This window comes from Exiguobacterium sp. s163, from assembly GCF_018617135.1.
GTDB lineage: Bacteria > Bacillota > Bacilli > Exiguobacteriales > Exiguobacteriaceae > Exiguobacterium > Exiguobacterium profundum.
On sequence record NZ_JACSJN010000003.1, the window covers coordinates 95,267 to 116,175 of the forward strand.

At 41.9% G+C, this 20,909-nt stretch carries 28 protein-coding genes; 6 read left to right on the plus strand and 22 right to left on the minus strand.

What is annotated here, in order from left to right; all coding sequences use genetic code 11:
- Position 1 precedes the first annotated feature (1 nt).
- From KNO71_RS09250 to KNO71_RS09305, 12 genes are all read right to left on the minus strand, one after another.
- Positions 2-721 (minus strand): ribonuclease H1 domain-containing protein, encoded by a 720-nt coding sequence (locus tag KNO71_RS09250; RefSeq protein WP_214688175.1) that lies wholly within the window; start codon positions 719-721, stop codon positions 2-4.
- 77 nt (positions 722-798) lie between these two features.
- The gene (locus KNO71_RS09255) at positions 799-1,308 is read right to left on the minus strand and encodes a class I SAM-dependent methyltransferase (protein ID WP_251030839.1); all 510 of its coding nucleotides are present in this window, start codon (positions 1,306-1,308) and stop codon (positions 799-801) included.
- 116 nt (positions 1,309-1,424) lie between these two features.
- Positions 1,425-1,631 (minus strand): hypothetical protein, encoded by a 207-nt coding sequence (locus KNO71_RS09260; RefSeq protein ID WP_214688177.1) that lies wholly within the window; start codon positions 1,629-1,631, stop codon positions 1,425-1,427.
- A 6-nt stretch (positions 1,632-1,637) separates the two neighbouring features.
- Complete coding sequence (locus tag KNO71_RS09265; RefSeq protein WP_214688671.1) at positions 1,638-2,834, minus strand: RtcB family protein; 1,197 nt, start codon at positions 2,832-2,834, stop codon at positions 1,638-1,640.
- 118 nt (positions 2,835-2,952) lie between these two features.
- Complete coding sequence (locus KNO71_RS09270; protein ID WP_214688179.1) at positions 2,953-3,465, minus strand: hypothetical protein; 513 nt, start codon at positions 3,463-3,465, stop codon at positions 2,953-2,955.
- Between the two features lie 5 nt (positions 3,466-3,470).
- Positions 3,471-4,202, minus strand: a complete 732-nt coding sequence (locus KNO71_RS09275; RefSeq protein ID WP_214688182.1) for a hypothetical protein — start codon at positions 4,200-4,202, stop codon at positions 3,471-3,473.
- Between the two features lie 49 nt (positions 4,203-4,251).
- Complete coding sequence (locus KNO71_RS09280; protein ID WP_251030837.1) at positions 4,252-4,776, minus strand: riboflavin biosynthesis intermediates N-glycosidase; 525 nt, start codon at positions 4,774-4,776, stop codon at positions 4,252-4,254.
- A 286-nt stretch (positions 4,777-5,062) separates the two neighbouring features.
- Positions 5,063-5,551, minus strand: a complete 489-nt coding sequence (locus KNO71_RS09285) for a deoxycytidylate deaminase (protein ID WP_214688184.1) — start codon at positions 5,549-5,551, stop codon at positions 5,063-5,065.
- 15 nt (positions 5,552-5,566) lie between these two features.
- On the minus strand, positions 5,567-6,427 hold the full coding sequence (locus KNO71_RS09290; protein WP_214688185.1) for a hypothetical protein: 861 nt from the start codon (positions 6,425-6,427) through the stop codon (positions 5,567-5,569).
- A 32-nt stretch (positions 6,428-6,459) separates the two neighbouring features.
- The gene (locus tag KNO71_RS09295; protein ID WP_353047656.1) at positions 6,460-6,828 is read right to left on the minus strand and encodes an HIT family protein; all 369 of its coding nucleotides are present in this window, start codon (positions 6,826-6,828) and stop codon (positions 6,460-6,462) included.
- Positions 6,825-6,965 carry a hypothetical protein gene (locus tag KNO71_RS09300; RefSeq protein WP_214688187.1) on the minus strand — a complete coding sequence of 47 codons (141 nt, stop codon included), beginning with the start codon at positions 6,963-6,965 and terminating at the stop codon, positions 6,825-6,827. The genes KNO71_RS09295 and KNO71_RS09300 overlap by 4 nt, the downstream gene beginning before the upstream one ends.
- Positions 6,966-6,994: 29 nt before the next feature.
- The gene (locus KNO71_RS09305; protein WP_214688188.1) at positions 6,995-7,444 is read right to left on the minus strand and encodes a hypothetical protein; all 450 of its coding nucleotides are present in this window, start codon (positions 7,442-7,444) and stop codon (positions 6,995-6,997) included.
- Between the two features lie 205 nt (positions 7,445-7,649).
- Between KNO71_RS09305 and KNO71_RS09310 the strand changes: the two genes are divergently transcribed.
- A complete protein-coding gene (locus tag KNO71_RS09310; RefSeq protein ID WP_214688189.1) occupies positions 7,650-8,039 on the plus strand; it encodes a hypothetical protein in 390 nt (129 codons plus the stop codon).
- A gap of 69 nt (positions 8,040-8,108) precedes the next feature.
- Here the strand turns inward: KNO71_RS09310 and KNO71_RS09315 are convergent, their stop codons facing one another.
- The 4 genes from KNO71_RS09315 to KNO71_RS09330 form a co-directional block, all read right to left on the minus strand.
- A complete protein-coding gene (locus KNO71_RS09315; RefSeq protein WP_214688190.1) occupies positions 8,109-8,591 on the minus strand; it encodes a hypothetical protein in 483 nt (160 codons plus the stop codon).
- Positions 8,572-8,997 carry a hypothetical protein gene (locus KNO71_RS09320; protein WP_214688191.1) on the minus strand — a complete coding sequence of 142 codons (426 nt, stop codon included), beginning with the start codon at positions 8,995-8,997 and terminating at the stop codon, positions 8,572-8,574. The genes KNO71_RS09315 and KNO71_RS09320 overlap by 20 nt, the downstream gene beginning before the upstream one ends.
- Before the next feature lie 102 nt (positions 8,998-9,099).
- Positions 9,100-10,392: an SH3 domain-containing protein gene (locus KNO71_RS09325; RefSeq protein WP_214688193.1), complete on the minus strand. Its 1,293-nt coding sequence runs from the start codon at positions 10,390-10,392 to the stop codon at positions 9,100-9,102.
- 1,090 nt (positions 10,393-11,482) lie between these two features.
- Positions 11,483-12,451, minus strand: a complete 969-nt coding sequence (locus KNO71_RS09330; protein ID WP_214688195.1) for a hypothetical protein — start codon at positions 12,449-12,451, stop codon at positions 11,483-11,485.
- A 442-nt stretch (positions 12,452-12,893) separates the two neighbouring features.
- Between KNO71_RS09330 and KNO71_RS17850 the strand changes: the two genes are divergently transcribed.
- Together KNO71_RS17850 and KNO71_RS09340 are read left to right on the plus strand one after the other, a co-directional pair.
- On the plus strand, positions 12,894-13,100 hold the full coding sequence (locus tag KNO71_RS17850; protein ID WP_353047659.1) for a KTSC domain-containing protein: 207 nt from the start codon (positions 12,894-12,896) through the stop codon (positions 13,098-13,100).
- Positions 13,101-13,218: 118 nt separating this feature from the next.
- Complete coding sequence (locus tag KNO71_RS09340; protein ID WP_214688198.1) at positions 13,219-13,647, plus strand: hypothetical protein; 429 nt, start codon at positions 13,219-13,221, stop codon at positions 13,645-13,647.
- Positions 13,648-13,662: 15 nt separating this feature from the next.
- Here KNO71_RS09340 and KNO71_RS09345 read toward each other — a convergent pair whose 3' ends face one another.
- Positions 13,663-13,863, minus strand: coding sequence for a hypothetical protein (locus tag KNO71_RS09345; RefSeq protein WP_214688200.1), 201 nt, complete (start codon positions 13,861-13,863; stop codon positions 13,663-13,665).
- A 205-nt stretch (positions 13,864-14,068) separates the two neighbouring features.
- On the opposite strand from KNO71_RS09345, the gene KNO71_RS09350 reads away from it, so the two are divergent.
- The gene (locus KNO71_RS09350) at positions 14,069-14,962 is read left to right on the plus strand and encodes a phosphoribosyltransferase (RefSeq protein ID WP_214688202.1); all 894 of its coding nucleotides are present in this window, start codon (positions 14,069-14,071) and stop codon (positions 14,960-14,962) included.
- 30 nt (positions 14,963-14,992) lie between these two features.
- Here KNO71_RS09350 and KNO71_RS09355 read toward each other — a convergent pair whose 3' ends face one another.
- From KNO71_RS09355 to KNO71_RS09370, 4 genes are all read right to left on the minus strand, one after another.
- Positions 14,993-15,541, minus strand: a complete 549-nt coding sequence (locus KNO71_RS09355; RefSeq protein WP_214688204.1) for a DUF2196 domain-containing protein — start codon at positions 15,539-15,541, stop codon at positions 14,993-14,995.
- 116 nt (positions 15,542-15,657) lie between these two features.
- On the minus strand, positions 15,658-16,293 hold the full coding sequence (locus KNO71_RS09360) for a KTSC domain-containing protein (protein WP_214688206.1): 636 nt from the start codon (positions 16,291-16,293) through the stop codon (positions 15,658-15,660).
- A 127-nt stretch (positions 16,294-16,420) separates the two neighbouring features.
- Positions 16,421-17,353, minus strand: a complete 933-nt coding sequence (locus KNO71_RS09365; protein ID WP_214688208.1) for a hypothetical protein — start codon at positions 17,351-17,353, stop codon at positions 16,421-16,423.
- Between the two features lie 59 nt (positions 17,354-17,412).
- Positions 17,413-18,345, minus strand: a complete 933-nt coding sequence (locus KNO71_RS09370) for a hypothetical protein (RefSeq protein ID WP_214688209.1) — start codon at positions 18,343-18,345, stop codon at positions 17,413-17,415.
- A gap of 169 nt (positions 18,346-18,514) precedes the next feature.
- Between KNO71_RS09370 and KNO71_RS09375 the strand changes: the two genes are divergently transcribed.
- Together KNO71_RS09375 and KNO71_RS09380 are read left to right on the plus strand one after the other, a co-directional pair.
- Positions 18,515-19,438 carry a type II toxin-antitoxin system SpoIISA family toxin gene (locus KNO71_RS09375; RefSeq protein WP_214688210.1) on the plus strand — a complete coding sequence of 308 codons (924 nt, stop codon included), beginning with the start codon at positions 18,515-18,517 and terminating at the stop codon, positions 19,436-19,438.
- A 35-nt stretch (positions 19,439-19,473) separates the two neighbouring features.
- The gene (locus KNO71_RS09380) at positions 19,474-19,662 is read left to right on the plus strand and encodes a hypothetical protein (protein WP_214688212.1); all 189 of its coding nucleotides are present in this window, start codon (positions 19,474-19,476) and stop codon (positions 19,660-19,662) included.
- Between the two features lie 262 nt (positions 19,663-19,924).
- Here the strand turns inward: KNO71_RS09380 and KNO71_RS09385 are convergent, their stop codons facing one another.
- Positions 19,925-20,899: a hypothetical protein gene (locus tag KNO71_RS09385; RefSeq protein ID WP_214688214.1), complete on the minus strand. Its 975-nt coding sequence runs from the start codon at positions 20,897-20,899 to the stop codon at positions 19,925-19,927.
- Between the last annotated feature and the right edge of the window lie 10 nt (positions 20,900-20,909).

Here is a 20,909-nt window from a genome sequence, read left to right on the forward strand (position 1 = left end):
CTTATTTTCCCCCTTTTGAGAGTTGAGCCAAGAATTTGTCAATGGCTTCACCGGCGATTTTATCAACATGCTCGTTGAAGCAGTTCCCAACATGCCCTTTGACATGATTAAATTCCAGTTCTACTCCTGTGCTCTGACGGAAATCATCCACGAATTTCACATAACGTTGTGTCATGATGTTTTTCGCCTTCCACTCTTTCGTCGCCCATTTCCCGATTCCTTCATAATCGTAAAACATGACAACCTTCTTCGTGCCTGGACGTTTGTTCATTACGAAACGCAAAGCTTCCACTGCACCAAACAGTTCACCGGCTACATTCTCATACACGGCATAGACTTCGTTGTCGTCTGCTTTCCCGAAACTGTCTGAAAGTTGCCCGTTCTCGATAATGGCTACGCCATAACCAAACACAAGACCTCCTTCTTTCGGCTTCTGCTTGCGACTCCCATCCGTGTAAATCGAGATAACCCCGGGTTCTTTCGAAAGCTCGATTGCTCGTGTTTCAGCCTCATCTGCCACTTTCTTATAATTCTCCTTCTTTTTCTCCTTGGATGTGACCACGACCTCACCCTGTAAGAAGGACTCCGCTTCCTCTCGTGTAGGGAAACTTTTATACTGCGCCCCGCTGAATCCATTGATATGTTTCTGACACTCTGCCCATGACGTATAGATACCTGGTTTGTGCCCAACTCGTACTGCATAAAATTTTGATTTTGCCATGAAAATCATCTCCCTTTTTTATCCGTTCGGATAGACTTTGTACAGTTCATACACCTTAAACATTGATATATCTCATCTTATTGATGCGTCAGTAAACCTATAACCGCATCTGAGACCATATCCCACATGGTATACTCTTGAGTCGATGTCTTTTTGACTTTCTTATACGTTACAATTTCATTATTGAACTCGTATTTTGTATTCACCTGAGAAAAAAAATTTGCATATTTTCGCCAATCCACATAGTGAAGCGGCAACGAGATTTTGCGTTCATTTTTCAGGTATCGGTACCAAATGATATCAAGTATCAAATTCTCTTTATGAAATTCTTTCCTCGGTTCGGAAATGATGAGACGCCCCCCTGGTTTTAAGAGCCTATCAAATTCTTTGAATAGAATCGGAAGGTCTTGTTCTGGTATATGGTGAATCACGTTCCGACAATGAATGACGTCAAAACTACCATCCTTTGCTCCGATGACTCGATAGTCTTGTATGAAATAATCATAGTTTGGCGCCCCGCAGAAGTCTGATGAAAGGAACCCTTCCTTTGGCTGACTTCCTGAGCCATAATCCAATTTCATCTTCATCTTCATCCCCCTTTTATCCATCTGTGAACATAATCACTCTTGATGTGTGATAATCCTCACCTATCCTATACGGAGGATTTTAAAAATATAAGAAGCCCCAAAAGGAGCTTCTTACATCAGTTTTTCATTAGCTTGTTGACCTCATCTTCACAAGAAGCCAACGAGGTATGCTTGGTTTCAGTCCAATCAAACTCACCTGTTTCATTGTTGTGGCGGTAGAGGAAGAACAGACCATCACTCGCCTGTTCAATGACCTCAAATCGCTTATCCTGACACTCATAAAACTTGAGTCCCATATGGTCTGTCGATACATGTTGAAACATGTCACTTCACCCTTTCGCTTTGAAGTTGTAGAGTGGCTTGATGATTTCGTGAATGTCCACTGTGTCTTGGATATTGTCGATAATCTCTTGCATCGGCTTATAGGCGAATGGCGATTCATCCAAAGTGGATGCGACAACGGATGTTGACCACACATCTTTCATCGTCTCCTGGAAGTCTTCAAGCTTCACCATCTGTTTCGCTTTTGAACGGGACATGATACGACCTGCCCCATGAGGACCTGAGTAGTTCCAGTCCGGATTCCCTTTCCCAAATGCGATAATCGAACCGTCACGCATGTTCATCGGAATGATGACCATCTCTCCTTTTTGAGCGGAGATGGCACCCTTACGAAGAATCATATTGTCCAGGTCGATATAGTTATGAATGGTGTCAAACTGCTCCGTCATCTCCCATTTCATGTTTTCAAGAATGACCGCTGTCATTGCTTTTCGGTTGAGTGCGGCATATTTCTGTGCGATGTCCAAATCATTCAAATAGTCATCCATATCTTTCCCTGTCACATAAGCAAGGTCTTTGTTGATGATAGGACGTTCAGCCTTCATCTTTGTGATGACAGCTTGAATCTCTTGGTGGCGTCCTTCCGATTTCAACTTCTCAAGCACATTCTTTGTATCATCTGACTGCTCAGACAAACGCTTGAATGCAATCCCTTGATAATGTTCAGCAACCTGTTTGCCGAGGTGTCGGCTTCCAGAGTGAATAACAAGATATAGGTTTTGATTCGAGTCTTCATTCAACTCGATGAAGTGATTTCCGCCTCCTAACGTCCCGACGGATTTCATCGCTCGGTCTAGGTTGAATGGAGCACGTACTTTATCGAACGCAATTTTCTTAGAGAATGGGTGCGCCGACGAACGTGCGGACATACCGCTTGGAACATGCTTGTTGATGACTGCATCAAGAAGTGCGAAATCGACATCATCTTTCTTGACGCCCAACTTCGTACAAAGCATCCCACAACCGATATCGACACCGACGAGGTTTGGGACGACCTTGTCCGTAATGGTCATCGTCGTTCCGACGACAGAGCCTTTCCCTGCATGTGTGTCCGGCATGATTCGAATCTTGCTCCCTGCTGAGAACGGTTCGTTCAGCATCCCTAGAACCTGCCCGATTGTCACGTCGTCCAGGTTGTGTGTGAACACCTTTGCTTGGTTATGTTTACCTTGAAGTTCAATCACTTGTTGTTCGTTTGTCTGCATATGAAATGCCTCCTTGTGATGTGAGCGACATTGTCGCACCATTTAATAGATTCTATTTATCTTATGTTTCGAGAATATTCTTTATCACAAGATGGGATTAATGCCCCGTGAAAATAAAGAATTCATCCTCTTTCAATGTTTTCATATGGAAGAGCAGTTGGAAAATCGCATATTCGTAAAGAGCAGAATGACTCATGTGAGTATCTTCCAACGTGAACGATTCCTTCCACTTCCATTCGTCTAAGACACCACGAACGTGTTTCTCTCTTGCATCATGGTCTTTTTCTACTAACTTCTCATAATAGTTGATGACCCTCTTCTGATAGCATTCAATCCAAGATTGAACATTCTTCCTTGTGAGCACAAGAATCATTGATTCCTCTGTGTTCTCAAAAGACTTATCCCCAAAAAGCGGGATGGCATCTTCTGTAATGACGAGAAGTTCGTCAGAATCGAGGTCTCCATTCGAGTGAAGGTTCTCCATCGGGAGATGACCTGCATAAAAGAACGTCTCTTCTCCAAAACGTTCAACCGCCACATCATATGGCATGTCTCTCAACGTTTCTACATCTACTCTCTTCATCTTGTAAAGATGATATTCATACCCCATTTTCACTACTCCTTCGTCTGTTGTGGCTGTCGTGAAAAATCAGACATATCTTGAATGACACCGCTGAATGACATGATGAACTCTGTCCCGTCGAGTGATTTCGTTTGGACATCACCCATCTCGAAAGACGGGAATCTTGACTGCACAAGACGATTCAACAATTCTTTATTCTCATCCGTGTCGATTAGATTGCTCTTGAACATTCCATATGGGCTAGAGTCAAAGAATACGAATCCTGAATCCCGAAGTGAGCGGATATGTTTCTGTAGACTTTCATGCTCTAATTTCGGGTTCTCACTCAAGAACGGGACTCGACCAATCAGGTGAAATCCAAAACTCACCTCCAGTGAGCCATTTCTCAACATCTTCATATCCTCTACTAATGAGAATCCTTCTTCTTTCCACCATTTTGAAAGAGTGTCTTGGCTCTTCTTAAAAAGGTTTGAGAGCCCACTCAATGGGTGTTTGTCCGCAAGCTCCTTCTCCAAACGTTGGATACGTTTGTTCGCCTGTCGAATCTCTTCATATCGAGCATCAGACTGCTTGACCAGGATTGAATCGAAGTCGAGTGCGTTCAACGACTCTACGGTGTAGGACTCTAATAATCTAGACAACTTTTCCATATCAATTTCATTCCACTTATCATCCATGAGCTTCTCCTGAATAATCGAAGCATATAGGGAGACCTTCTTCAGACTTTCCGATAAGATGTGTTTCTTATCATCTGTCAATTCCATCCTCATCCCACTCCTTTTTAAAAATAGCCCTCAGAGAGAGGGCTATTTGTTAGTTTCGCAGTTCATCCCGTACCCGCATCAAGATGATGCCCAGATGGTTTTCCCCTTTGTTTCTGGAGACACCCCAGATTTTGTCATTCCACCAGTTCCCTTCAACGAGAAGGCGATTGCCTGTAGCCAACAGCTTGTCTTTGAGGTCATCGTTTTGTGAGAATTTTGAGTAAACGACCTCATACATTACGCCATACTTGACCTGTTCCCAATCAGGTCGCAATGAGACCTGTCGTCCAAGTTGCTTCGCCTTAGAAGGTGTCAGACTCTCGAATTCCGCTGTCCGAGACATGTCCTTGAATCCTTGGAAAGCCGCCTCACCGTTTTCGAACTTAAAACCACGTAGTTCAATCGGTGAATGCTCGAAATTGCTAAGGAAGCTATTCTTACCATCGAAGTAGAAAAGTGGGACTCCGACGCATTCCGGATACTCTTTTGCAATCTCAGAGATGCGTTCTCGATTCGCTTCCCAAATCTGTGCTTCCGTCATTTTTGGAAACCTTGGTTTACTTTTTTGTGTCATATACAACACTCCTTTTTCATTAGATGATATATGTTATGTTTCTGAGTTTTGCTTACAACTCTCGCACCCTACAGATTTGTAAATCTTTTGATTCCTATTAATCGGTACAAACAATGCTCGATTTTCCCCAGAAATCCGTTCATCGCACTCTTTACACGTGGTTTCTGAGCTAAAAACTGATTTTGTTGTTTTATCAACCACATTATCCCACCCTTCTTGTCAATTTAATTTGACAAAAGGTTTTGCAACCTTTTTTAAACTTTATTTAAGATGACTTCCGAAAAAACTAATTCTGCACCTCTGATTTTTGTTCTTCTCGTACACGAATCGTCTTTTCCATGCTTAACTGTCTGGTTTTAACTCCAGATGCTTTCAACATTCGTTTTGAGGCGATGTCCGTTGCCGTTCCATTATATTTGTCCGACAGGTAGACGATTTCTCGAATCCCTGACTGAATGATTTTCTTTGCACACTCGTTACATGGGAACAAGGAGACATAGATGCTCGCCTCCTTCAAACTATGCGTGCTGTTCAAGATGGCGTTCTCTTCGGCATGGACGACATATGCATATTTCGTGTCCTCATATGCCCCTTCCCTAGCCCAAGGGAAATCAAGGTCTGAACAACCATTCGGGAACCCGTTATAACCGATTCCGACGATGCGCTTATCTTCGTTCACGATAACGGCGCCGACTTTCGTGTTCGGGTCTTTGCTTCGCTCTGCCGACAAAATGGCTACATTCATGAAATAATCGTCCCAATTCATATGATTCATGTTTCCACTCCTTTTCTATTTTCGACTAACCAGAATATATTCCACCGGTATCATCTTCTTCTCATGTTCATCCGCTCTCACAGCTCCAATGAGCATGCTTCCGTCTAGCATGACGGCTTTGGGGTATCCTTTATATCCATTGTTCTTTAAGTAATGCTTTGCAACCTCAACATCGCCATCATCATGAAATGAACTGGTCACTTCACCTAATCCATAGCCCCTCATCGGAAAAATCTTTTGACCTTTCATGAAGAAAGCCTCGAACAAGGCATTCCGAAAAAGTATCGTCACGACCAACCACACATTCAATAGAATGGCAGTCTCAAGAACAGTCAACGATTCAATCGATAGTGAATGTGTATACATCAAATAGTTGAATGCGATGAGTAAAGTTGAATCATAGACCCCTCGTTTCTCTCGGAATTTGAGACATGTATACAAATGACGTTGCATTTTTTCATGTAATGCCAAGCTCTTCTGTTCAGCGGGCATGGTTTGAATTCTGCCCTTGTAGCATTTCACCCCTTGTTGACGTTTCAACGTCAAAATGGTCTCTTCCACGAAGGACACCAGTTGTCCATTTGGAAGAATCCCCGTCTTGCTACGTTCTTTGAGACTCCCCTTACCGGCACCATTCGCACGGGACATCATGGTTGCCCGAATTCGTAGGGAAATATCCTCGGGATACAACACGAAGAACGGTGCCGAGATAAGTACGAAAGAAGAAAGACTCACCTTTTCGACGATTGTTCGGTCATGCAATACGAAGAGAATATAAAGTACGAGCAACCCACTCGTCGTGAACAACCCAAACATTTTTGAAAGTGCATTCGCTTTTATTTCCGATATCAAGTTTTTATCTTGTGAGATGTTCATCTTGCCCCCTACTTTCTCTGTTTTATTACCTTTCAATAGGACTGCTTTGACGGGATGACTCCTCGTACACCACCTCGTGGGTCATCCATATCCCCTCGATATCGTGGAATCACATGGATGTGACAATGCATGACGGTCTGCCCTGCGTGGATTCCTGCATTGAACCCGATATTATATCCATCTGGATGAATCGCCATGTCCATCTCTTCTTTGAGACTGTCAATGAGACGCATCACATCTTCCTTCTCCTCGTTAGACAAATCGAAATATGTCTCGACATGACGCTTGGGAATAATCAAAGTGTGACCTGGTGATACCGGATACTTATCACGTATGACATTGCACAATGCTGTTTCCATGTGAACGTCATTCAAACTGCAAAATGGGCAACTCATTTTCATGAAAATCCTTTCTTACAGAAAATGACGCAAATGACTGTCACATACATTGCGAACCACCCTATCGTCACATATTGAAGCATCGCCTTTGTCCACGGGTATGCCTGATACAGCCATTCAAGAATGTAAAATCGAATCATTTTGACACCTCTATCCATAGAATCATTCGTTATTTGTACAAGGCTTCTTTAGACGGGACATGCAGGACACCTTTCGCTTTTCCATCTTCGTCAAGGTCAGACAGTTCAACGACCAAGTCTTCTACATCGTCCGGAATGATTGTTAAGTCATGAAAGCGAACTTCCCGCTCTTTGCCGTCCATCGACACAACAATTTCCATCGTATCCTCCAACATCGACTCATTGGGGTTGTAAAGAATGACATCATCTGCCTCCGAATTGCGACTTTCGAAGGTGTACAGGGCATCACCTTCCACGTTGTGCTTCTCGATGACATAACTTTCGGTATGGAAATCTCCCAAGAACGTCTCGTCAGCAAATAAAATGAGTGTCACTACCATCAGCATGCTGAGATTTACTATCACGAACGCCCATTTCCGCTTCTTGCTATTTGGATTCGTTCGGTTAAGAGTCTGTTTTTCTTTGTTCGCACGTTCCATTTCAACATCACCTCTCTTATGCAATCAATATACTTTTTATTTTGACAATAGTCAAAATTAAAAAGCTCTATAGTTTCTGCTTTCACAATAACGGTTGCTTCAGCCACATTCGTCCAGATGGAGGAATATACTCTTCAGTGAATCGATACCATGAATATTACTTCGAGTATACGAATTAACTCATTGAAATGAAGGAGGTGTCTCGATGGATAGTTCATTATTGCTCATCATTGTAGAGATTGTATTTTTGTTCATCATTCTTTTAGCCTATGTGATTCTTGCATTCAAACAAGCGTCTGTTCCGGTCTTGATTTTCCGACAATCCCTACCTCTCTTAACTACAGGATTGTTAGCCATCACGATTCTCGTCGCAAAAAACTTCACTGAACGCTCCACAATCGATTGGGTCGAATTTGTCGGTATTTTTGTCATCCCTGGCATATGGATGATTGCCTTTGTCACGTCTGTCGTCGGATTAGTCGGACTATATCGAGCTATCAGGAGCCGTTCCATTCTATTTTTTATCGTTTCCTTAGCAAACGTATTGGTTTTACCTTCGGTGCTCATCGTGATTTATAACTTGTTCTTAAAGTGACTTGTCCTTGCGGGGGCAAGTTTTTTTCATACAAAAAAGCAAAGGTTTCCCTTTGCTTCTATCATCCAATTATTTAACCGACAACATATATAGCCGTCTGCAACGTTCAAGTTCTGTCTTGTTCCGTTTGATTCTGTTCCATTGCGAAAGCGGCTCATTCGTCCTATCAATGACTTCAATTCCTGTGCCTTCTAATGCCAAACGAAGCTTATCGATGAGCATGGATGAGGCTTCTGCAATCTGCTGAGCTTCTCTTTCGTGCTTCGGAACAAGGGTTCCATCAAGATAATCCTTCCAATGACCATCTTCTCGAATTCGGACACAGATATCAAGTACACCTTGATTGTTGTCCATCAATCCTAATTTTGCGGTCAGTCCGAAACTTCGCTTTTCTTCCATCCCGAACTCGATTTCTTTTTGAAGCCCGCCCTTAGAGATATTGATAGTATTCGAGGTGTCGATATATCTAAAGGTTCCGTTCAATTCCTCATAATGAACAACATCGATGGTATTCATCAACTCTCTATATGACTCAAAATCCGGTTTCTTCATCTTTTTTATCCACTCCTTTCTCCACGTTTATTCCATCATGCTTTGTGTTTTTATCCTCATCCCATACGAAGTTGGCTTTTCTCAAGCGTTCCTCTGAAATATGAGAGGACGGATACCAACCTTTTTTCAATCGCTCATTGATATAAATACGGTTATAGAAGAAAGCCATCCCCCATTGCACGACGAAATTGAGCGTCTGTAACCATTCTTGTTCTTCAATCAGATGGGAACCCATCCAAGAGTTCCAAATAACGTATCCCCCGAGAATGAAGAACCACTTCCAGTCACTTCTGAACAACGGAACGAAAATCCCGAAAAAGAGCATTGTCCAGGAGAAACCTACCTTGATTTCATCTGAACTTCCATTTTTCGGGTTGATTAATATGATGTGTTTGTCACTAGGCATTTCAACACCCCCCCCATTTTCGATTTATTCATGATACGCAGATTTGTTTCCGCCTAATCATAAAAAAGGTCTGAAGGATATCCTTCAGACCTTTTCGATTCATCAATAACGGAGAAGCGTATCCGGGTTGACGTTTTGGCGACTTTCGTTTTGAATTTCGAAATGCAAATGAGGTCCCGTAGAACGTCCGGTCGTCCCCATCTCACCAATCTGTTGTCCCTGACTGACTTTTTGCCCTGGTTTGACCAAGATTTTATCTAAATGCCCGTAAAGCGAATAGAACGTGATACCACTCAAGTCATGACGAAGAATCACATAGTTGCCATAACCTACATTGCTAGTCACAGTACGGTCAACCATCGCATATGCTGTCGCAAGCACTGGCGTTCCGATGCTGTTTGCATAATCAACACCGGTATGGAATTCATATCCGACATCTGTCGGGTTTGTACGGATGCCGTATGGCGAGCTCACTGCCCCGACTGTAGGAACGATGAATGGCGAACGGATAGGGGTTGTCTTCATCTTCGAAATCAACATCGCTGTTCGTTTTTCACCTTCTGAAGAAAGCCATTTGACACCTGCGTTCGGTTCATTCTCTTTCAACTGTGTTTTAGAGAGATAACTCGCATTCACCCATCCGATATGCTTTCCGTATTTCACCTTATACCAGTTCCCTTTTGTAGCCAAGTGCTCGACCGAAGCGTTTTTAGGGATTGATACAATGATGGCGTGCTCGATGCCATCCCCTTGTCTAAGGTTTAAGGAATCAATTGTAAAGTATTGCCCCAAAGGTTTTGCGCCTCCAGTCGGTAGGGATGGTGCGGGTGTGTTCACCTTTGGAGGGGAAGATGGTTTGGGCTTATTCGAAGGTTTGGGCGTAGCCGTCACCTTCTTGAGATATTTGGAAGAGACGTAACCTGTCTTCGAGCCATACTTGACCTTGTACCATGAGCCTCGTTTGGAAATGTACGTGACTTGCTTCCCTTTTGGGATGGTTGTTAAAACCTTCGATTTCGTAGAAGAAGAAGAGCGTAAATTCAGATTATATGTTGTCGCATATTTGGTCGCCGAACTCGTAGTCGTAATCTTAGATGATGTGGCTGTTTTTGCTTTTAGATATTTTGAAGAGACATATCCCGTTTTTGAACCATACTTGACCTTATACCATGAACCATGCTTAGAGACATACGTGACTTGCTTCCCTTTTGGGATGGTTGTCATCACACGATATTTTGTACTAGCCCCGCTTCTCATGTTCAGATTTGCTGTGGTGCTGTAGCTCACATTGTTTTTAATCGTCGTACTCGCCGACACCTCCAATGGAGCGGTCACTTGCATTCCACCCATCAACAAAGATACTGATAGCATGACTGCGGCTGTTGTTTTTCTCACGATATTGCAACCCCTTTGTTTTTGTTTCGTAAGTACAGAATAGCTCTAATTTTGACAATAGTCAATATATTTTTATTCAATTTTATTATGTTTTTTGAAGATACATCCAGAGTGAGGGTGTGGCAGGCTTTTGGAGAGCAGACTTATCCCTTGCACAAAAAATGCAGATAAGTCTACTCATCTTTCGTATACATCCGTCGTTCGGTTTTGTGTATAGGTTTCGATGTGCTTTCCACTGACTTTCGGAAACTGGCTGTTCCCGAACAAGGCTTATCCCGCTCAAACAACGTTCTTTTGAGCATCGGGTACGATTGGTTCTCATGTCCTCAATCGTTCTCTTTCGAGGGTGAAGTTCTTGTCTTCACATCCGTATTATCGGACGATTCGCCTTGCATCCTTAGAAAAAGATGTCAATGATTTCTCACTTTTATCATTTTCCTCATGCTATAAGACGGATAAGCCGCTTACTAGAAAATTGCTTTCAAGCTATCTACAGTCGTACCAATCCGTCTCATTTAGACCTCCATAGTGTTTTAATGTTTTTCGCCATATCTGCTAGAATGACCACTCATTCCAGAGACTTAGGCATGTGTGAGATTACATCCCTTTTCTCACTGACGACAAAAGATGAGTGGAAAGATTCATCTATCGCCGAGCCGTTCCCTTTTACTACGGTAGCTACACCACACTTCCTATGATTTGCGGTCATAGGGCACATAAAAAAGTGCTCTTATCCATACGGGATTCCTTCTACGACATTGGTGGTGTCGTGACTCCGCATAAACAAAAACACTTTTGGCTCATCCGCTATCCCCCTATATATCTTAGAGGGTGTCTACCTATCGAACAGGGTTCGACACGGCTAGTGTTGTGATAAAATCTTGGCGATGATACTATAACACTAATAACGCTTCAGCAAATGTCTGGATTTGTTGAGGCAGAGTCATTGGAACTGCAATTCCGATGGCTCTTTTTTTATGTTTGCTTCTCTTTCAAAGCGATTAAATTTGTTTTCGACACTGATGACGTCAGCGTGTAACTTCATACTAAGGAGATTGCGTTCTTCTTATAAGCTTTCTCATGTTCTACCTCAAACATAATAGTGCTTATCGCCTGAAAGCTCGATATTACGAGAAAGACTGTCCGCACTGGCTGTGCCAAATACCACATTCGAGAAGTCCTTTAAATGCGAAGATTCTAATCGGTACGAACGGTTTTTACCTTCACACTTCAATGCCGCATAATTCTCAAATACACTCTTCTTTATCGTTATGATTCCACTCTCTTCATTACAAGCCTCCAGAAAGCTTCCATCTCTCATGAGCACATCGTCCAATACATAGTTCCCACCGATTATCCTTATGCTCGGATTTCCTTCTAACATGACCGGTTTCTCATTATTGGATGAGGTTGTCTCAAGACTCGTCTTATTGAATGACACATGTTTCAAGCTTGTCTTCGTTCCGGTCTGCAGTTCTTTCACATCACCATGGACATATTCCAGTACGGTCGGGGATAAGATGAACCCTCTCTCCACTTCCAAAAATACATCCTTCGCCACAAGTGAACTACTCACCAAAAGATGTTGTTCAGAAAGGATGGTCGTATCCTGGCAATCAATCCTTGCCTTCCCTTGCAACCGAACATTCTGCAAGGTCGAGTCGGATACAAAAGAATCTCCTTGAACAGCGGTTGCCCCTTGGAGTAAACTCGCTGAAATATTCGATTGTCCTGATACAATCACATCATCAGATAGAAAGCTGAACTTGACAGTCGATTCACCATTGACGACACTTTGGTCGCTCAAGGTCGAACCGGTCAACAGTGCGTTTCCGTCGAGACGTGCATTGTTCAAGATGATACTCGATTCGTCGAGCCAACAGATTCCTCGATGAGATAAATTTTGTTCTTTCGACAACCACCCACCCCTGTCTCCGGCTTTGACCCCATGAGCAGGAATGTCAATCAGTGAGCGAATCTCTTTCACTATCGTTTTTCTACCATTTACCGCATTCGTCCACTCTTTCACTAGTCCCGTAAACTCAAATTTCTTTCTCAATTCAATCCCCCCTTTTTGTTCACCTTTGTATTTTCTTCAAAACTCATGTTTGTCAATAAACTGGCAATAATGCAGATGCAATCATCAGGAAAGCCATAAATGTCAGTACAATTCGCAACAGGTGCTTCTTCATCTTCACACACCTCCAATGTTGTTATTTTTGATGGTCTATTAGAGTCCTCATTTTGAGGAAACCACCTCAATGTGGTTGATTTAATAAATTATTTGGATTTTATGCAGGATTTTTTACATTTTTAGACAAATAAATTGGGGTGAGCTTCGCTTCTTTCAAACTCAATGGATTTACCCTTTCTTTTCTATCAACATCACTCTCACTTTCAATGTATGCACCAGGAGATGCTTTCTTTCTTGCCTCGAACGAAAACCGGTGTATATCGAACCAAAATTTCTCACAAGGAGGTAACATGTACTGATGCCGCTCATGCAAATCAAACTAGACCCCATCCTACGTATCACCTATGAACGGGAAGAAAAGCGATTGAACATCCGCTATGAGAGCCAAACGATTTCTTATCATCACGTCCCCTTGTTCTATTTTCATGAACTACTGATGAGTCCCATCCAACCTCAGTATCTGAGCAAATATATCCATCCCTATTACCCATATGAGGTGTCATCACCTCAATAAAAGGGACTGCAATTGCAGTCCCTTTTTTATATGTTCTATGGTTTTTGAATAGGATAGTCTGAAAACAAAAAAAAATCAGTGTTCAAATGAACACCTTTTTTAAAAGGAGGATAAAGGTATGGCTAACGGTGAATATTTATTGGTGGGTTGCATTTCTTCGATTGAGGCATCTACAGTTTCTACACGATTCTTTTTTTTAAACAGGAATACAGAAGAGTCCACAGATGTCACGAAAGAGTTATGTACGATGATTGCGTCATTCAATGAGGCGCAATTACCACACCGTGGTTATAAGGAAATCATTCCGTATTCTTACAGGAATGAATTGGCGCACTATTCATATGGCTGTGGGCTGTCTCACTACCTCTCGAATGATAAATTACCTTACCTCGGACTTGTGATGAATGGGAACGAGACATTCCCTGTACAGGATTGCGAGATTGCCATGTTGACCCCGTCTGATTGGAAAGCATTTTTCGGTCTAAACAACGTTTTTCATTTGGAGATGGAATCTGAACTGGTTAAGCATTACTTCAAGACATTTTAAGCCAAAAAAAAGACCTTAAAAAATAAGGTCTTTTTTTTCCTTCATTTTTACTTTGATTTTCTCCTCAAGTGTTTTCAATAGAATCATCATCGAGACGGCGAACGCAACTGTTGCCAAGTCCTGAGATGCCCCACTATCTATTGAAGCGACAATCGGGCGTGCAATTACAAAGTATGTTGATAAAATAATAGCCAATTTAATGATGAATGAGTACATGTTCATATCCCCTTTTAATTGATTGATATACGTTTCGAATTAGTTGAATCCTTTTGTATAAATGGTTCCTGATTCAATGATTGTGTCAAATACACTCCTGATTTCTTATTGATAATTTATCATACTTCTGTTTATCTCATCGTATAACCACAAACACATCATGAAAGAGAACTTATGTAATCTAAAAAGGAGCATGAAATAAAGTATGTCCAAGCCTCATTATTCTTATCTTTCCTACAATCAAATTGCCACAAAGATTGATACCTTTGTTCCGGAGATTCGTAGGAGGGACTATGATGCCATTGTTGTGATTGTACGTGGGGGATTGTTCCCGGGAACACATCTTTCAGTACGAACAGGACTCCCTATTTATTACCTGGCTTATCATCGAAAATTAGCATCACCCAAGGTCACGTGGATAGGAGAACCCGCTCCACATAAAAAGATTCTACTTGTAGAAGATATGGCAGGCTCGGGTAAAACACTCATCTCATGTGAAAAGTTCCTTATGGACCTTGGATATTGCGTGGATACATTCGTAGTATTCAAAGATTTGCTCTCAGCATCAAATCCGAAATTTTGCGGTTTTTCCACTTCTGTTCCGGGACATACCTTCCTATTACCTTGGGAGAGAACTAAGCTGAACCCTCAATATGAATCAATGGACAAGAGCGAACGTTTTGTAGACCACGAATTAGAATTTACCGTGTTCAATGCGAACTGCTTTTTCAAGCAAGACGAAATGAATCGTTACGTGAAATGGTCGATTTCCCCAATAAACATGATAGAGACAAAGGATATCATTTATATTGATGAACCAAGCAAAATCTTTATCTATCAAGACCTTTTTTCCACAGAAGGGATTCAAACACCTTTATGCCCGGCTCGCTCGTATGAGTTAGGAGCGGATGCTTCATCCTCGTTCTCGGAGTCGGAGCGCCTGGGGGCAGACCTCATCCGCTTGGGATGCACCCGTTACGTCGGAAATGACTTAGAACGTCTTGTTCTTTTGAGTAGTCAGTTTCCTCATTTGGAGATAATTTGGTGGAACAACGGGACTCCTGTTTCATTGAGCGGCTCGTTGGTCATGAATAGCTAAACATGATAAAGGACACTCTTTGAGTGTCCTTTATCTCATGTTCTTAAAATATGACTCCAATTCTATGAGTTTCTCAACGGAGACCTTTCTATCTAGGTCGATACGGAACACATCGACCTCCAAGGTCTTGAAGTTCTCATGGATTGGTTTTCTTCTACTGATTTCCTTGACCATATACTCAGTAGGATGAAGATTCATCATTTTCATGAACTGTTCGCCTTCTTCTTTCTCGACAAAGAGGAAGGCAGTATTCTCATCTCCGTGCGCAGACGGATAGTTCAGCGTATAGTAGCGTTTCTCCTTCTTCACCCAAACCGAATAGATTTTCTTCAAGAAGAAGAACGTGTTATAAAAACGGAAATGTTCACGCCTCACCTCGTCACGAGACGGGATTTCATAAACACGTCCGACTTCTCCAGTTGTCAGCTGAACCTTCACCCCGCTAGGCTGATTTCCTTTGGATAACACCTTGGCAATGATGCCTCTCGTCACGGTACCCTTCTTTTTATCTGAGTCCGTCTCAATATCTACCATCATGCCCGGTCTAAAGTTGTTCTTCATAGTTACATCTGTTGACATGCCGTCACGTCCTTTCTAGTTCCTTTCCGTATCTTATGACAGTGAACAGAACGATATGAATGAAATGATGTCGCATCTCTGAATAAAAAAACCTCCGTATGGAGGTTTTTAAAGCCTTAGCTCTCACGTTCAAATTCATACTGCCCTTTGATATTTCGGTTCAAGAATTTCCCTTTCGACTCTGCGACAAGAAGGTCTTGATACACGGAGTGCGGGACATCCAGATATCGATAGACAGCGCCTCCCACGAACTCGACACGGAGACTTCCGGTGCTCTTGTCATAACCGATTTGGTTAATCATCGAAGATGAGACTTTTCGCATCTGTTCCGGCGTATATGCCACCTGATATTTTGTCCCATTCTCATCAAAATAATATAGCTCATACGATGCGAACGTTGCCCGACTCCCTGGCTTACCGGCAGGGTCAGCCAACCATTCGACCCCATGCTCTTGGACGGTCGTAGGGAGCTGTTGAATCTCCTTTTCCAATAAAGAAGACTGAGCGAACCATTTCTCATACCCATCGATGTGATAGTATTCGTCATCCTCGCCTCTCCCATACCGATATGCGGTGACCAAACGCTCTAGCGTTTCAATCAAATCAGCTAGATGAACCTCATCTGTTTTCGGATGGAATCCCCCCATGTTCATGACGGCGGTTCCGGAAGAAGCGACGAATCTACCCGTCACCTCTACGACATAACAGTCTTTAAACGACTTTTCTTCTACTTTTTGTTGGATTGAGAACATAACAACCTCTCCTTTGATAGAGTTAGTAAGTCAAATCAATGACTCCTTGAATGCTGAATAATTCATGTTATGCGCTTTGATGGCGTAATATGATTTAAAAAAGACCCTCTTTGGGGGTCTTTTCGTTTCATAGCCTTAACGACATGTCACCAGACAATTTGGTATATTTGATTGTCTCTGTGTTAGCTATCGATTCAATATGAGAGAATTCGCTCATCTCCACATGGTCAAGATTAAGTCGTCCGTGACAGGATTCAATGACAGCGTAGTCACTCAGTTTTACATATTGAAGGTCGAGGCGTCCATCGAGTTTCACTCTGTTCTTTATTTCAGAGCGCATGATAGAGAGCGCATCTCCCCCAATATGAATCCTTTCAAGGTCACTTTCCCCATGCATTGTAGAGTCTTCGATAACGATTTCACCTGAATGATAAAACCAAACATCTTTAATCACTGTTCCTTTGGTCGTTCCATGGCATTTAAAATTGTCTACATCCGCCTCAATTGCAACTCTATCCATCGTATTGTTTCCGGAGAATGCTCCATAAGAACAGCCGAAAGCGCAATTATTAAAGAAGTGATTCCCTTCATAAAAGGTTGCACCGTCTTGAAATTCAATGTGGGAATTTTCTGCTGTAAGTCTTACTCTCAAAGTTTCGACTTCCATGTTTCGCAAGGAAGATTCCGATATGGTTGACCTTTCACCCAAACCAACATTAATTAGGCTAGAATTTGTCACTTGATGTTCTCCTGACAGCAAGGTGCGTTCAAGATTGGAGCCTGAGATAATAGTTTCGCCTTGAATCTCTGTTTCTTCACTGATAATTGAAGAGTCTTTCACGAGTACGTTTCCTGCTATCCGTGCCCCACCATAGACTTTTGATTCATCACTGACCCAACATGCTCCTTCTTGCGAGAGATTGCTTGCACATTCAATCCATCCACCTTTGTCTCCCGCCTTCACGCCATGTTTGGGGATATCCACCAATGATTGGATTCGCAATAACGTTGTCGTAGACAAATGCTCCATGCTCTCTTCTGTTAATATCGTGTATTTCATATAGATAAACTCCTTTTCCTTAAATTAATTGATGAATGCCTTCATCTGATTGTTTCAATTTAAAAAACGAGCAAGCTGTCTCCGGACAACTGTTCCTGTTGAATGGTTTTATATCCGTCACGCTTCATTTCAACCGAGGAAAAATCGGTCATCATTGAAGATGTCATCGTAATATGACCGTGTAAAGCATGAATTCTGGCATATTTGAGGAGGTTTACTTGAGTGAGCATGATGGATGCTTCGATGACAACCTTGTCTCGAATGACCGTTTCTATCATGCCGATATTTTTTCCAGATATATTGATTCGACTGGACTCACTGCTCCCTTCAAGGACCGACTCTTCAATTGAAACATGTTGTGACACATGAAAATGCACATTTTCAACATGGTTGTCCCTCTTGATTCCGATACATCTAAAACGAACAACCTTCGTGTCTACGGTTACATTTATAAGTGTATTCATACCAATAAATTCACTATGTGAGCTGAATAGTCTCACATTATCAAAGACATGCATGCCATTTCCACATCTCACTTTTTCCTTACTTTCGATTCTTGAACTCTGAACAAACAGTTCTACGTCAGAACTTTCAGCTTCGATGTGCTGTAATGTTGAATTCTCAATCGTTGAACGCATACCGAGGTAGGCATCGAACATGTTTGAGTCCTTGATATGATGTTCTCCGAACAATTGACATCGTGCAATGGTGCTATTTTCAATGACTCCGTCACCTTCGATGATGGCATCGTCAGAAATGATGGATTCCCCCTTAATCAGCACGTTATCTTCTACTTTCGAGTTAAAAACCTTCGACTCGTCGGCAATCCAACACGAGCCGATTTGCGAGAGCGCATCGTCTCCATCGACCCAACCTCCCATTTCTCCTTTTATGACACCGTGCTCAGGGATATCTACTAGAGCTTGTATGCGAAAAAGTGTTGCAAGTGATTTGTAATCCATATTTATCTCTGGCAAAATTCTGTATTTCATCATTCACACTCCTTCTAATCTTGGTGTATCTCCACACAACTGTATTTTTGGTTATCCTTTATGATATGGCGGAACGACTGAAATATGACGGGGGATTAATTGTCAAATTAAATTGACAAAAATGAGAAAAAATGTTATTCTATATGTAGAGTAGAGAAAGGAGATTTATATGAATATCACCACGGGCTTCACCGTAATCGGCTACATGTTATTGCTTGTTCTCGCCTTGAGCACGTTCTTCCATTTTTGGAATCGTAAGAGCTATTTGAAGAACCGGACACTTATCCGTAAGGTTTACTATCTGCTTGTCATCACTTCAACCTATTATCTTTTTTTGCAGGATTCATTTCCTTTCCAAACAACAACAGGGATTGTCGGGTTTGTGATTGGAGTGATTGTAATTGATTTGATGGTGTTACAGACTCCAGACATCACAAAGTTCATGTCGCACGAATTGAAGCAAGAAGAATATACTGACCGAATCGAGAAGAATGAGGGCAATGTACAATTGCTGACCGAGAAGATACTGAAAACGCATGAGATGATGCCAAAGCCCTCAGAGCCTTGGTGGATGGAGGATGAGTTTGACTTTTCTCCTGAAGGGTACGAGAATAGTATGAAGCAGTATTTGGAGAGATATACGGGCGCATTTGATATCAATCTGTTCTCCTACTTTGTCGAGTCGTCAGCAGAGCAAGATGTGTTCTCGAACAACCTCAAAGAGAAGTATCGGTTGATTAAGGAACATCAAGAGCTTAAGACCCGAACCGTCGGAATGCGAGATAGAGATGCTGTCGCCAAGTTGGTGACTGCCAGAAACATCGAAATCTTCAATGACGGGCAGACAACGGTTATCTTCCCCTATTTCGGCGAATATTATAACTTTATCCTTGTCATCACAGGTCGCAATGGAGTGCATGTCGGTGGCGCTGACGCCGCCCTTCTCTTGAACCTGATGTATACTTTCGATGCATGGCTATTATCAAATGAGATGGACTTCGATGATTTTGGTGATGACATTGCAGAGATGTCTAGAGAAAGTGCCTTGGAAGCGCATATGGAAGCGCAGATGGAGGATGAACCCGAAGTATGATATACTCTCATTACAAGGAAAGGAGCGTGAAGACGATGAAGGAACAACCTGCCACAGCTATAGAAGTCAGTGCCACGACTAAAGGAAAGCGGACAGCGTTTTCTCGTCGTAGACGAGCGCTACCACCGAATCCGAACAAGAAGACGACGACGATTTCAGCTGATAAATCCATTGCACGATTGAAAGAAGAAAATCGTGCCGTCATTTATGGGTATAGAGACTAAAGAAAAGAGGTGACAAATGTCACCTCTTTTTAATTCTCATTCAATTTACGTTCTTTGAATTCAATGGTTGCCAAAGAAACAATGAATATATTTAACGTGTAAAGCAAGGTACATAGAATCACTTGAAGCACCTCAGAGAATACTCCAAATCCGGTTCCAGGATATGCTTCACAAAAGTAGACGTTTACACTACTTTTTTTATTATGTTTCATTCTATTCAAATGAATTAGTTCATATAAGAGATAAAGAAAAAAACGCCTGACTAGGCGTTTTCTTTTGGTATATGGAAATGTAACCGAACCGCATCTAGGTGACTTTGGGTTATTTCATTTATATCGAAAATACTGTTGTTCTCCTCGAAAATACTGTTGTTCTCCTCCATGACAGCCCGCACCTGTGATTCCAACATCTCCGCCTCCGCTTTTTGCTCAGACGAAACTCTAGGATTGACTTTAATTTCTGTCAATATCGCCAAAGCAGGATGTGATGAATGTGTGTTGAGGTTTCGAGCAGAAGGCATCTTTCGGAGCTCTGTTAAATGCTTTCGTTGTTTCTCATCGAATCGTTCATCCCCGTTTTTATCAAACTTTACCATCTCTTTGACGGTTGACACTTCATTCGTCAATTCTTTTCTTAAAAGAACCAATGTTTCATCATTCATTTGATAAAGGATTTTATCTTCATCGGAAAGCTCTTCATAATCCGGTAGACCTTTCTTCAAATCACACAATCTCCAATATTCATGATAGATTTTTGCGATTCTTGTCAGGTGCTTCAAGTCTGCAGTTTGTTTAATCGGCAATGAACGATATTTCGAGTTCTCTAAAGGTGAAAACTCGAAAACAGAACGGAACTTTGCAGAATTATCATCAGAATTGTTCCAGAAGAACGTTTCTATCCGATATTGCGAATCTCTCACATCCTTGTCCACAGCGTCTTCTGACAAGATGAAGGAAGAAAACACGGCAATCATAAATGTCGTCAAGACCAACATCAAGATAAGTGTAGAAATATTAGCCTCACCGTGTGCAAATGGTATGAAGCTCGTAAAAAGCAAGTGTATCCCGACAAGGGCGAGCATCAATTCTCCATCAAAATGTTCACGAATGTCAGACCCGACTTCTTTTCTAATTTTATTAATCTTCATTATGTGGGAATGTTCTTTTAATAATAATCGAAGAAGAGGAATCGCTATCAAAACAAGAATTGTCATGGCTACTACTTTAAAAAGTATCATCTATTTATCC